10 protein-coding genes and 1 pseudogene are annotated in these 12,723 nt (G+C 39.0%); 3 read left to right on the top strand and 8 right to left on the bottom strand.

Annotated elements, in window-relative coordinates; all coding sequences use genetic code 11:
• Positions 1 to 354 (top strand): transposase (locus tag SCJ97_11120; GenBank protein MDW7740584.1); only part of this gene is annotated, 354 nt, incomplete at its 5' end.
• 65 nt (positions 355 to 419) lie between these two features.
• Here the strand turns inward: SCJ97_11120 and SCJ97_11115 are convergent.
• Positions 420 to 1,058, bottom strand: a complete 639-nt coding sequence (locus tag SCJ97_11115) for an isochorismatase family protein (protein MDW7740583.1) — start codon at positions 1,056 to 1,058, stop codon at positions 420 to 422.
• 95 nt (positions 1,059 to 1,153) lie between these two features.
• Positions 1,154 to 2,407 (bottom strand): Xaa-Pro peptidase family protein, encoded by a 1,254-nt coding sequence (locus SCJ97_11110; GenBank protein ID MDW7740582.1) that lies wholly within the window; start codon positions 2,405 to 2,407, stop codon positions 1,154 to 1,156.
• Positions 2,408 to 2,578: 171 nt separating this feature from the next.
• On the opposite strand from SCJ97_11110, the pseudogene SCJ97_11105 reads away from it, so the two are divergent.
• Positions 2,579 to 3,731, top strand: a pseudogene (locus SCJ97_11105) (IS3 family transposase).
• A 147-nt stretch (positions 3,732 to 3,878) separates the two neighbouring features.
• On the opposite strand, the gene SCJ97_11100 reads toward SCJ97_11105, so the two are convergent.
• From SCJ97_11100 to SCJ97_11075, 6 genes are all read right to left on the bottom strand, one after another.
• Positions 3,879 to 5,078, bottom strand: coding sequence for a reductive dehalogenase domain-containing protein (locus SCJ97_11100; GenBank protein ID MDW7740581.1), 1,200 nt, complete (start codon positions 5,076 to 5,078; stop codon positions 3,879 to 3,881).
• 246 nt (positions 5,079 to 5,324) lie between these two features.
• A complete protein-coding gene (locus SCJ97_11095; GenBank protein ID MDW7740580.1) occupies positions 5,325 to 7,418 on the bottom strand; it encodes a tripartite tricarboxylate transporter permease in 2,094 nt (697 codons plus the stop codon).
• Positions 7,419 to 7,756: 338 nt separating this feature from the next.
• Complete coding sequence (locus tag SCJ97_11090; protein ID MDW7740579.1) at positions 7,757 to 8,806, bottom strand: tripartite tricarboxylate transporter substrate-binding protein; 1,050 nt, start codon at positions 8,804 to 8,806, stop codon at positions 7,757 to 7,759.
• A gap of 141 nt (positions 8,807 to 8,947) precedes the next feature.
• On the bottom strand, positions 8,948 to 9,871 hold the full coding sequence (locus SCJ97_11085) for an IS3 family transposase (protein ID MDW7740578.1): 924 nt from the start codon (positions 9,869 to 9,871) through the stop codon (positions 8,948 to 8,950).
• A 52-nt stretch (positions 9,872 to 9,923) separates the two neighbouring features.
• On the bottom strand, positions 9,924 to 11,171 hold the full coding sequence (gene ltrA, locus SCJ97_11080; protein MDW7740577.1) for a group II intron reverse transcriptase/maturase: 1,248 nt from the start codon (positions 11,169 to 11,171) through the stop codon (positions 9,924 to 9,926).
• A gap of 514 nt (positions 11,172 to 11,685) precedes the next feature.
• Positions 11,686 to 11,976 carry a transposase gene (locus tag SCJ97_11075; protein MDW7740576.1) on the bottom strand — a complete coding sequence of 97 codons (291 nt, stop codon included), beginning with the start codon at positions 11,974 to 11,976 and terminating at the stop codon, positions 11,686 to 11,688.
• A gap of 519 nt (positions 11,977 to 12,495) precedes the next feature.
• Between SCJ97_11075 and SCJ97_11070 the strand changes: the two genes are divergently transcribed.
• Positions 12,496 to 12,723: DUF6444 domain-containing protein (locus tag SCJ97_11070; protein MDW7740575.1), on the top strand; the 228-nt coding region annotated here is incomplete at its 3' end.

The raw sequence follows: 12,723 nt of genomic DNA, 5'->3' as shown, positions 1-12,723 counted from the left end.
ATTGAAAAAGGTTACCTGGAAAACCCGCCTCCAAAAGAAAGGCCACAGAAGAAAAGAGGTCGAAAAAAGCAAGGCAAGGTCCGCAATCTTCTAAACCGCCTCAGTGAACATAAAGGCGAGGCCCTGGCCTTTATGTATGATGATAACGTCAGCTTTGACAACAACCAGGCTGAACGGGATATCAGAATGGTTAAAGTCAAGCAGAAAATATCCGGTGTTTTTCGCAGCGAACAGGGAGCAAAGATGTTCTGCCGCATCCGTGGCTACATTTCCATGGCCAAAAAGAATTCGATTCCTGTTTTAGATGCCATAAATGGTGCTTTGCAAGGTCATCCCTATATTCCCCAGGCATAATTTCATATATTTGATTTTCAAAGAACTGCTTGCTAACTCGTTAAGGGTGAGTAGTTACCAAATTATTATATAGATAATGAGTATAAATATTCTATTGTTTCATCAGTTGTAACTACATCCCCATATTTTGATTCAATATCAAACAAGCTAACTCGGTGTGGTATTTCATGACGATCCCCTACACATTCTTCAGGTATTATAACCCGGAAACCATGAGAAACAGCATCAACAACAGTAGCCCTGACACATCCACTGGTAGTACAACCTACTATTATCAGAGTGTCAGAACCTGCTGATATGAGTCTGGTAATTAAGGATGTTCCAAAAAAAGAAGAGGGAAAATTTTTCTTAATTACAGGTTCGTTTTCTAATCTACCCAAACGGTCATCCAGTGATGTCCATAGCGACTCAAAGATTAAATACTTATTGGATTCGATCTTTTCACCCCATATACCAGCATCTTTAATATCATTAAACCCATTCACCGTAAAGAACCTGGGAATATTATTATATCTTGCTGCATCCAATAAAAGTCTCGTATTCTCAATCTCTTTATCATAATCTGAACCTAAAGGGCATATTTTATGAGTAAACCCTTGTTGATAATCTACTACTAATATTGAAGGTTTCTCTCCAAAGCCAATTTTTTTTCCTATGCCTTTACTTTGGTATAATTTTTTCACTTGTTCCAAATAATCTTGCATATATTTCACCGCCTTATGAATATCACTATAAAATATGGCTTCAAGTAAATTATATGACTATCATCGCCTTAAAAATGCCATTTATTCACTTTAAATTAATAATTTTCTGGCAAGTAACGTGGGGTATTAACTAAAAGTTTTGGCTTATCTTTAACAATTACAGTATCTCCAAACATTAAACCGACATCTTTTTTCCATTCAGGATCAAAAACATCAATGTTTGTGCCAAAAACCATATTTTCCTGTAATATCATGCTTTCATCATATACTCTGCCTTCACCCGGTTTAAGAACAATCGCAGGAAATTCAGGAGATGCTAATCCATGTCCATGAAAACCTAATTCGAGATAGTCCATTCCGGCTTTTAGCGCAGGTTGGCGCGTGGCTTCGAGAACTTCCGCCAGGGTATACCCTGGTTTAAATTTCTCCAAAGCTGAATCAAGACACTGAATACAAATTTCACTGATTCGTTTTAATTGCTCAGGTGCTTTGCCAATAAATATTGAAAACTCAGCAGCGCTTAGATATCCTCCATAGCTGGTATGCATTTCAGTTAATACCAGATCACCTTTATTCAATGGCCTTTGCGTTGGTGATATATTCTGCTCTACACCATGCAAAAGGTGGCGTATCTTATCCGATCCCTCGATTGGTTCACTGTGAAGAAAATTGAATATTTCTGCTTCAGCTCCTGATGCTATCTGATTGTGCACCATAGCAGCTAGCACCTCATTTTCCCTAACCCCAGGTTTTGATTCATTAATCATAACTTTAAGAGTGCTAAGAGCAATAGCGCCTGATTTTTCTAGAAAACTAAGTTCTTCTTCACTTTTTATCATTCTTGCTTCGATTAATAATGATGTGCCATCAATGATCTGGACTCCGTCCATGGCAGCAATAAAATTTTTATAATCCTGATAAGTTCTGATATCTTTTGTGCTCTCGTTAATACCCCCAACAACTCCGATTCTTTTAATATTTTTCCATTTTGATTTAATTAGCTTGGCAACTTCCTCGGCACCAGTATTAGGTCGGACATCCCTAACCCAGTTCTGGGAAACTGCGAAACCGTTAATTGGTCTGTTCATATGGACAGGGCTATTGAATACGACCGGGTCTCCTGATAAAGGAAAAACAAGGTAACCGCCATGTCTACTGGCAATTTGTGTCATATATCTAATATTCGCCATCCCCATACTCCAAAATATGTCATTCCCCCACACCAGCAAACATTCAATGTGACGCGAAGCCATCTTTTCCCTAACAATATCCCAGCGTCTATTCCTTTCGTCAATACTAAGCTGGGGAAGATATTTCACAATCTCTGTATTAATATTTTCAATTTGCATATATAACCATTCCTTCCATTAAATAATATTTTGTTTATTGCACCTTTGATAAAACCAATATTCGATCGTCTGTTATTCTTTTACTATAATATTTAAGTAGATTAGGCCTTAACCCGATTTGATGGACACAGAGAATGGCTGATATAATCTATCCACCGGAGGTGTCCATAGTTGAGACGTAAAAGATATGATCAAGACTTCAAGTTAGAGGTCGTGAACCTGGTAATAAAGGATAACAGGCCAGTTGCCGCGGTAGCGAACGAACTGGGGATTCATTTAAACATACTCTATAAGTGGATCCGCCAAGTCAGCGAGTCTGAAGGCAATGCTTTCCCTGGCAGCGGCAACCTGAGACCTGAAGATGAAGAGTTGCGTAATCTGAAGCGAAAAATTGCTGACTTAGAAGAGGAAAATGCGATTTTAAAAAGGCCACAGTCAGTCTCAATAAACACCAAAAAAAGTCTTTGGCTTTATCTTTAAGCACCGCTTCGAATTTCTTAGTGGAGAAGATGTGCCAGGTATTTGCAGTATCCAGAAGCGGGTATTATGCCTGGTTACAGAGGTCGGAAAGCAGCAGATCAAGCAGCAATAAGAGATTATTAAGCGAAATTGAACGAGTCTACCGGAACTCACGACGAACTTATGGTTACCCACGGATTACCCGGCAGCTTAACAAAGAAGGCATTGTTTGCAGTAAAAACCGGGTCGCAAAACTGATGAGTAAAAATGGCATTGTTGCTAAAACCAAGCGTAAGTTTAAAGCAACCACTGATTCCAAGCATGCCTTTCCGGTTACCGGAAACCTTTTGAAGCAGAACTTTTTGCTGATAAACCGAATCAAGTCTGGGTTTTAGGTATCACTTATATTCCTTCCGGTGAAGGGTGGCTTTATTTAGCAGCAATCGTTGATTTGTTCAACCGTGAAATTGTCGGCTGGGCGATGGATCAAACCATGACCCGTGAATTAGTCCTAAAAGCTTTAAAGCAGGCTGTGGGTCGGAAAAGGCTGGCAGCGGGACTAATCCACCATTCAGATCAGGGTAAGCAGTATGCCAGCTTTGATTACCAGCGGGCTCTTAAAGATTTCGGCATCACGCCCAGCATGAGCAGAAAGGGCAACTGTTACGACAACGCCTGTATCGAATCGTTTTTCGGAACCGTGAAAAGAGAATTGATTTATGGTTCCCGTTTCAAGAGCAGAACGGATGCCCGCCTGGCGATATTTGAATACATTGAGGTATTCTACAATCGTGTTAGGCTGCATTCTACGATGAATTATATGTCACCGGTAGAATATGAGTTGTGTTTTCAAAGAGCAGCATAGCTTTATTATTTTAAGCAATCAATCGATATCTTGCCATTTACCGTGTCTACTTTAACGGGGTAATATCAATTTAACAATTCATTTTTCGATCATTCCTCCTTCCACAGATAATTTCTATATCATAAAACAATACCTGTGCATAGTTTATTAATTTGTACGATCAACTAGCTTTACCTTATCCAAGCTTGTTTTAGGTATAACTAATTCCCCATCAATGTATTCCAAATCGAACCACCACTTTTGGGTATATTCTGATGGATCAATATAATTATTTTTGCGAAGAAGATCTGCTCTTTTATTAATGCTTTTATAGAACTCATTAATATCCCCATCCCAGCTTGTGAAATGATGAGGCTGAGAATCTGGTCTATTCCATGGACATAATCTGGTACATTTCCCGCATACGCTCCCCTTTTTATTAAGCCTGCTAAACCGAATGCACTTTTCCTTATCCAACTTCCAAGTTTCATATCCGTTAAATAACTCCTTATTTCCAAAGCTAATTGCCCCTGATGGGCATTTATCTGCACATATTGTACAATTACTACAGTATTCCTGAAGGCCGAAATCAATAGGTTTCTCCGGATATAATGGAAGGTTGGTTAAAACTGCTGCAGATTTGAAGTTTCCTCCGAAAAATGGGTTTACTACCAACGACATACGACTGATTTCACCAATTCCTGCTTCGAGTAATAAAGGTGGCATTAAGTTAAGGTAGTTTCTCATATTGGATGCTTCCGCTTCATATCCCAGTCTCCGAATATAGTTGGCTACAGTTTCAGTCCATACAGCCAGAAGCTGATATGTTTGAATACTACATGAATCAAAGATCCAATCAAAACCGGAAGAAGCCAGCGTGGTTCCAAGATGTTTCCTTAAAACGAATACTATCGCATACTCAAAGGAAACATTAAGGGGGTTGCCAAATTCATCATCAAGGTACATAGCATATGAAGGGATCCGGCAAACACCCATCAAATCAGCTCCTAAAAAATAACCCAGGCTCTTAAAATGCCGGCTTAATACTTTAGGATCACTGGGAATAGGAGCTCTGGCAGGTGTAACGGCATTCTTTACTTCTTTTATTTTTTTTATGTGATTTCGTACCTCAAACAAGGCTGCTCCAATAGGATATTTCTCGATAACATGAACAGATTCTTTCTTGATTTTCTCGCCATAAACCCCTTGTTTTGCCAGTGATGAGGCACTTTCCAGCTGACTTCTTTTTTTGACAGGACCCGGTATATTATTGGTTGGCCTGTCAACTTTTTTAAACAAATGCATCGGATATAATCCTAAAGGTTCATCATTGTAAAGAATATCATGATTAATTAATTTATAATTCATCAGCTAAGTTTCCTTTCATATATTAGTCAAAATATTTTTATAATGTAGAATGACCTGCTTTGCTCCCTTGAACACATGGTATGAATACAAAGGGTGAAAGGCCAACAATTGATATTCTTTTAATATAGCACTTTCTATTCCAATCTCGCTCAACCAGTCGTTACAAATAATTTATTTGATAACATCAGCTATCAACTTATCTAATAAAATTAAATAACCATTTATAGATTGACGACCATCATAGCCTTAAAAAAATGGAGTTATCTGTTCCCCACCTAAAAAATTAGGAATAACCTCCGGAATAATTCCTGACCACATAGGTATGACTGCAAATGTGGCCATTACAAAAATCACCATCGACAAGATTATTGAAAATATTAAAGCTGGCTTCAACATTTTCTTATCATGTTTCAATATATATACAAATAGAAATGGTACAAGTATAAAGTACCCAAAAATAATTACTGCAATCGATAATGATATAATACTTAATAATACTATTACATTATTTTTCTGCACAGTTTTACTAGGCAATTTGTCTTCAGCCTTTTCATTTGCTTGCTCTTCTAATGAAGCTAAAGAACCACTTAAGCGGTTGATTAAATTTTTAAGATGCGGTGAGAATTCTGAAATGATAAGCAATATTAGTAATACGATAGAAATAGTTGATAAAATAATCGGGAACACTCGCATATCATAGCTATATGATAACGAAGATAAAAGGAATACAGATAAGACAATAATTAAAAACACCATAAATATAATCGAGCCGACATTTGGCTTGCTTTTATTAAATATCTGCTTTTTATAATTTTCATTATTTACAGATTCAACTTGTGTTTTTTCGTTTTTCTTTCTTTTCATACCCAGCATGGCATCCAGAAAAAATACGCCAATTATAATTATAATAAGAGCAATGCAAATAGGGCTTTGTAGAAATACCAACAAGCTACCATCCGAAATTTTTAACGACATTATGAAAGTTCTTTCAGCTCTTACTCCAAGGATATACCCAATAATCATACTGATAACAGGAAAATCAAATTTCATCATTCCATATGCAAGACATGCAATTAAAGCTGCGATTGGCAAATCCCAGATATTGCTCCGATAAACAAAAGTACCAATGAAGGCAAAGGCAATAATGAAAGGAATAATTATATATGTATTCAGGTTTGTAATCTTATGGACTTGCTTTGCCATTGAGAAAACTATGAGAGAAGCAGCTATTTGTGCAAAAGGCATTGTTAATACCATTAAATACACTATCTCAGTACTGCTCTCCAGTAGATGCCAGCCAATCGGGATTCCAAAAATAGCCAGTATGCCTAGCAGAACTGTAGTATTAGCACATCCAGGTATTCCAAATGCCATTGTAGGCATAAGTGCGCCACCATCTTTTGCATCATTAGTGACCTCAGCGGCGATTAGTCCTTCAGGGGAACCCTTTCCAAATAATTCGGGGTTTTTTGAAAGCTGCTTACTCAGAAAATAATGAATAAAAGCTGATGTGCCACCACCAATTGCAGGAATTAGTCCACCTATTACTCCTACTATTCCGCCTCGTAAAACTACCCACTTATACTTAATTATTTCCCTAATAGCACTTTTTAAAACCCCAAATTTATTTGACTCGAGTAAAAATTTATTTTGACTATCGGAAGATATTCTTTTCGTGCCACTCATCGAAACCGCCGCTGTTAAAGCAAAAGCACCAATAATGACAGCAGCAAGCGGTATACCTTCATAGAGAAAAATCGAACCACCTGTAAACCTTTCTATAGGGAATACATAACTGCGACCAATCAATGATAATAAAATTCCAATTAATCCTGCGGCAAGTCCCTTAAATGTATTACCTTTTGAAACAATAGATATCATGCTTATGCCAAATAGTATCAATAAAAAGGTTTCGGGTGTTTGGAAAGACAGAATAATAGCTCTTAATGCAGGGATCGATAGCACCAAAAGGATAGCACCTATGATAGTCCCCAAAAAACAGCAAATAATTGATAAGTATATTGCTTTTAGTGCTTCACCTCTTTGGGAAAAAGGAAAACCATCAAGCGTGGATATTACATTTGCAGGGGTTCCTGGAGCATTTATTAAGATTGCGGGAATTGAACCTCCCACAGAAGCTGTAACTAGAATTGAAACAAAATATACAACCGCTGTATAAGGTTCCAGCGTGAAAGTAAAAGGCAATGTAATAAGCATAGCCTGACTGATACCGAGGCCCGGAATAATCCCAAACAACACGCCCACCAATGAACCCATTACTAATGCAAATATTATATCGATAGAAAAAAAAATATCAAAAGCTAGTATCCATTTCTCCATTGTTTCATCTTCTCCTATCCCGTCTGATTATGCTGACCCATATTAATTCACACAAGTAGACTTACCCATAAAAAGCAACTTTACTTTTTAACATAATAATATTTAACAAAAAGACAAGTAATAAGTTAATTCTTTATATTTCAATATTAGCTAAGAGGTTATCAAACTTCTATTAATCGAATACAAACTATTCAAAAATAGTTTTACGACTGTGAAAGATTTGATAACCTCCCAGGTCACGATTTAAAGTGCTATAATATAAATCTTGTTCCATAACACTTTTCAATCACTTGAAGTAACTCATTAATATATTTAATATTTATTGCTGCGATTTAAGCTTACTCTAATTGCCCTGCAACAGTATCAGCAATTTTTGCATAATCATTAATAAACTGTTTGACCATCGATATGGCCACTTCTTTGTCAATCATCTCGGGGTACATATCACCTATTACATAATTTTCAGTTGCCCAATTAATAAATTCTTCATCCTCTGTCATAATATATTTGATATCTTTTTGAAGTTTTTCGACAATAGCCTCTGGGGTTCCTGGAGGTGCTGCTATGAAATAAGCATTATGATACATGGAATTGTCTTCCCACTCAAAACCGTACTCTTCTGCAAGTTCAAAAAGGGTAGGAACATCCGGATATAAAGGATGCCTTTCCTTGGAATATACAGCAATAACTCTAAAATCATTTTCCATGCCTTGCCTGTAGAGGAAACCAGGAGAACGGTTTAATAATTCTTGTTCGCCAGCTAAAACAGCTGTAAACATTTCAGCACTGGTATATCCGGGGGTAAATTTAAAATCTATACCCAAAGCGTTTAAAAGCATTACAGTAGGAGGAACACCTCCACTTTGATTCCCACCATCACCAAACCTGACAAGATCCTTTTCCACCAAATCTCCAAAATCTTTTATTGGCGAATCGTTAGCCACAATTATCGCTGAAGGGTCATAAATCAAAATACCAAATATTTCTATATCAAATAACTCTTCTTCTTCAATATTACCAACAAATACATGCTGGGCAAATGTTTGAGCAATTGTAATCCATAATGAATGTCCATCAGGATCTGCTTTGCGAATTTCTTCACAAGCGATCATGTGGTTAGCGCCTACCAGGTTAGTTACGATCACAGGTACATCATTTATATCTTGCAAGCGTATTGCTAGTCCCCTGCTTAAAAAATCAGGCGTTGATCCCGGATTTGCGCCAAGAATAAAATTAATCATTTTATGAGGAAAATCTTCTACATCAATATCATCAGCTACTTCATCTGTCTGTTCTTCAACCACTTCATCTGCCCCACATCCAGCTACCAACATCAGAATAAAAACGATTACAAAAAATAGGGTTAGACACTTTTTCAAATTAATCATTTTTTATGAGCTCCCTTATCAAAGTATTTAACTAATACTCAAACTAAATATTTTTCAGGCTATTTATCAGTATCTATCCCCCTCCCCTCACCCTGTCTATTTTTCCAGGTTTGGGACATCAACCTTTTTATAGACAATTTGCTAAGCTACTGCAGCCAATCTCTCTGTTCTAAGTGATCCGAGATACTCACCCGGTGACATATAACCGAGTTTCTTCTGTATCCTCTTCACGTTATAGAAGCAATATACATACCCAAACACCGCTTCTTTTACGGACTCTTTGGTTTCGTAATGCGTACGGTGGATCAGTTCTTTCTTCATAGTGGCAAAGAAACTTTCCACCCATGCGTTGTCAGCCGGCATACCTACGCGAGAGAAACTCTGGCACAAACCATACTGCTTCAATAATCCCATGACCGCTTGTGAGGTGTATTGACTGCCCCTGTCGCTATGAAAGATGCATCCCTCTTCCAGTTCGTGTCTGGCAAGCATAGCAAGGATCGCGTTGATGACCAAATCTTTTGTCATCCTGTCCGATAGATGGTCTCCCAGCACTTCTCCGGTCACGATGTCTTTTATTACACAATGGTAAAGAAATCCTTCGCCTGTTCTCAGATAAGTGATATCACTCGAAAAGCCCATCCTCGGCACTAGCGGAAAGTAGTGATCCCTTAAAATGTTGGGATATCCTTCACCACGGGCTTTCTTACTGTTGGTCAGACTCCTTTTCCGGTGTTTGTTGTGACAGGAATCAAGCCCTAAGTCTGCCATGTACTCAGCACATTTCTTGCGGCCAATGTGTTCGCCTTTTTTACGCAACTGAATCGTTATCCTGTCTGGCCTATATGTCCCCCGGCTTGCTTCAAACTCTTTCTTGATGGCCTTTTTAAGGTGCTCTTCTCGTTTCTCTAAGGCTTCTTGTCTATTGACCCAGGCATAATAGCCTGTTCTTTCAACTCGCAGGATCTCGGCCCACTTCGCAACCGGATGCTCAGGGTTATTCTTGATGAACTCATATTTCATTTTTAGTGTTTCGCGAAGTCGAGTAGACCGAAGGAATTTCACCTTCAGCCCCTCACAGAACCGTACGTGACACTCTCATGTCATACGGCTCCTATTATCCAGCCCTCGGCATTATGCCTACATTCCAGTGCTCGAATAAGCTGCTCTGATAGGCAGCAAAATTTGACAGGTATTTTATTGCTCCTTTGTGTTTATGCTTAAACTTCTTGTATTTTCGCTTAACCCAAAGGATAAGGTGAAAATTGATATGTTCTAATACTCTGGCCAGTTCTTTCTTGCCATATTTCCCAAAGTAGTTTAACCAACCCCTGATCACAGGGTTGAATTTTTCCGCGATATCAACCATGCTGCTGTTGGTCATCCAAAGTAACCGCCATCTTTTAACCTCTTGGTAGATACTTTGTTTTGCCTGCTTGCTGATTGCCGGCAGAAAACTGGTAAAAGAATCCCCCTTAGGGCTTTTCGCTTTTCGGGGTTTAAATGTATAGCCTAAAAAGGTAAACTGGATGTTTTCATGGTTCTGCCGCCGGTTTGAGTCTTTACAGTAGACTATTTTCGTTTTGGCAGGATGTATTTCCAACTTACATTCTTTTAGCCTCTTTTCCAGCTTTTGTTGAATATATTCTGCCTGAAGCTTTGAACTGCAGTGCACGACTCCGTCATCGGCATAGCGACACCACGGGTTATCGGGAAATTTGGTTGTCATCCAGTAGTCAAAGACATAGTGGAGAAACAGGTTTGAAAGCAGGGGGCTGATTACGCCGCCTTGCGGAACACCGCATTGCCTGGACCCTGTTTGTCCGTTAACCCTGTGAATGGGCGCTTTTAGCCAGCGTTCGATGTATAACAGCTCCCATTTGCAGTTTGTATGCTTGTAAACCGCTTTCATCAGCAATCCATGGTCGATGTTGTCGAAAAGACCTTTGATATCAAATTCCAATACCCAGTCCTTTTCCCAGCATCTTTTCATCGTCACCTCTAGGGCTCCGTGTGCTGACTTGCCCGGCCGGTAAGCATATGAATCCTGAAGAAAGTGTTTGTCCACTTTTGCCTCAAAGCTGGTTTTGACAACCATCTGAGCAATGCGGTCTGCTACTGTCGGCACGCCAAGGGTTCTTGTTCCTCCTGCTTTCTTCGGTATTTCTACCGCTTTAACCGCCGGAGGGATATAGCTCCCTGAGGCCAACCTGTTCCATATTTTGTAGAGGTTGTCCTGCATATTTTCGTCGAACTTGGCCAGCGACATATCGTCCACACCGGCTGCGCCTTTATTTGCCTTAATCAGCTTATATGCTCGATACACCATCTGTTTGCTAATGTCGAACGACTTCGTTTTGTGCAATTAGTTCCTCCCAATTCGCTGGTTGACTAAATTACAAAACCGGATAACATAGCCCCTTCGCTCTGTTCCCATTACAGGAATTTCATCACTACTACAGGCTATTCCGTCCCTATTTCACCTTGCATCGGTACTTTCATCCTTGTAAGTTTGTTTACTTTAGACTTTTCCCTTCACATCAAGGTGGTAGGTTCTCACGTTCCCCACAAAAGCCTGTGCTATGTTCATGCCACCTTTACTCCGGCTGCCGCTCAGTCAGTAGACAGGTTTCCTCTGAGCTCATCCCAGTATCGCCTACCTTACTGGTTTTGACAGCTTCTGAGCTTTTCGAAGCGTCTTCGGTGGTTCACTTGCGTTCATCTCCATAACACTCATCTGGCAAATTTTCATTTTTGCCTTTTCCTTAACGCTCAATACCATTGCTTTTGACAATGGCACCTTAAGGTGATTTGGAATCTCTACCTGCATAGCTATTCCGAGGGGCCATACCCTCATCTTTTGTGGAGCCGAAACACTCCTATTGCTGTCGTGTTTCCTCGTGACACACGTAGGCCGCTGCTTTTTTTAACATGTCTCGCTCCATCTTGGTCTCGGCAAGTTGCCTTTTAAGATCCCTGTTTTCTTCTTCAAGCGTGGCATACTTGGTCTTGTCACCGTCTGCTGTGTATTTCCGCCTCCAGTTGTAGAGCAGGTTCTCATGGATACCCAAATCCTCTGCTATTTCCTTAACCGTCCTGGGGCTGGCATAGGATAGCTTTACTGCGTTTTTCTTAAATTCTTCATCATACTTCCGTCTGAATTCTCCCATTTTCTGCCTCCGATTTCCGGGACTTTCTCAGCCCCTTCTACCTTAGCAGATTGTCTAAAATTTTAACAGGATCCCCTTTTATGAGTGATAGCAAATAGAAATAATATCAACTCCTATCTATATGAATTACAAAAACCCTCATCAGATGCGGTATAAATATCAAAAATTTTGTCTCATTAACCTAGCTTTATATATTTTGATGTGAGTATAATGCTATTTTAACAGCCATTGCTATAGCAAAAATAATTTAAGTAATAGAGAGGAATTCACTTAAGTAACTGTTGAAATATGCGTTACCCTTAAGATTTTATCAAAATAATTGTTACTACTCAGGCATAACCTATTAAAATTTTTACCATTTGTTCTTTGAAAACCGAAAAAACACTAAAAAAATCGCGAAATAGCCATATTTTTACTAGACACAAACCACTTTTCATGGTACGCTTAAACCATGATTAGACAGTTGCTGGAGCCAACCATAATAAGCCATAAAGCTCTTTTCCCGGGAAGTGAACTGCGATGAACAAAGAGCAATTTATTGAGCTCTGTAAAAACGACCCAGAAGAAGTATTTAAACTGTTCTGTGTGATGGGCGCAACAATTACCACCCTTCAGGAGCAGGTTGTTGCCCTTAATGAACAGGTAGATGTCCTTCAGGCCGAAGTCAAAGAACTAAGATCCCGTCTGGATAAAAACAGCCGTAACAGCAACAAACCACCCTCTACTGATGAATTCATCAAACCACAG

The sequence above is a fragment of the Bacillota bacterium genome (genome assembly GCA_033549065.1).
Classification (GTDB): Bacteria; Bacillota; Dethiobacteria; order DTU022; family DTU022; genus JAWSUE01.
The sequence above is the reverse complement of the archived record's forward strand: the minus strand, read 5'-3'. Positions and strand labels throughout refer to the sequence as shown.

What these genes read in the sequence shown, in the direction of transcription:
- SCJ97_11110 (MDW7740582.1), bottom strand. Translation starts at nt 2,407, where the DNA reads ATGCAAATTGAAAATATTAATACAGAGATTGTGAAATATCTTCCCCAG.
- SCJ97_11115 (MDW7740583.1), bottom strand. Translation starts at nt 1,058, where the DNA reads ATGCAAGATTATTTGGAACAAGTGAAAAAATTATACCAAAGTAAAGGC.
- SCJ97_11090 (MDW7740579.1), bottom strand. Translation starts at nt 8,806, where the DNA reads ATGATTAATTTGAAAAAGTGTCTAACCCTATTTTTTGTAATCGTTTTT.
- SCJ97_11095 (MDW7740580.1), bottom strand. Translation starts at nt 7,418, where the DNA reads ATGGAGAAATGGATACTAGCTTTTGATATTTTTTTTTCTATCGATATA.
- SCJ97_11075 (MDW7740576.1), bottom strand. Translation starts at nt 11,976, where the DNA reads ATGGGAGAATTCAGACGGAAGTATGATGAAGAATTTAAGAAAAACGCA.
- SCJ97_11100 (MDW7740581.1), bottom strand. Translation starts at nt 5,078, where the DNA reads ATGAATTATAAATTAATTAATCATGATATTCTTTACAATGATGAACCT.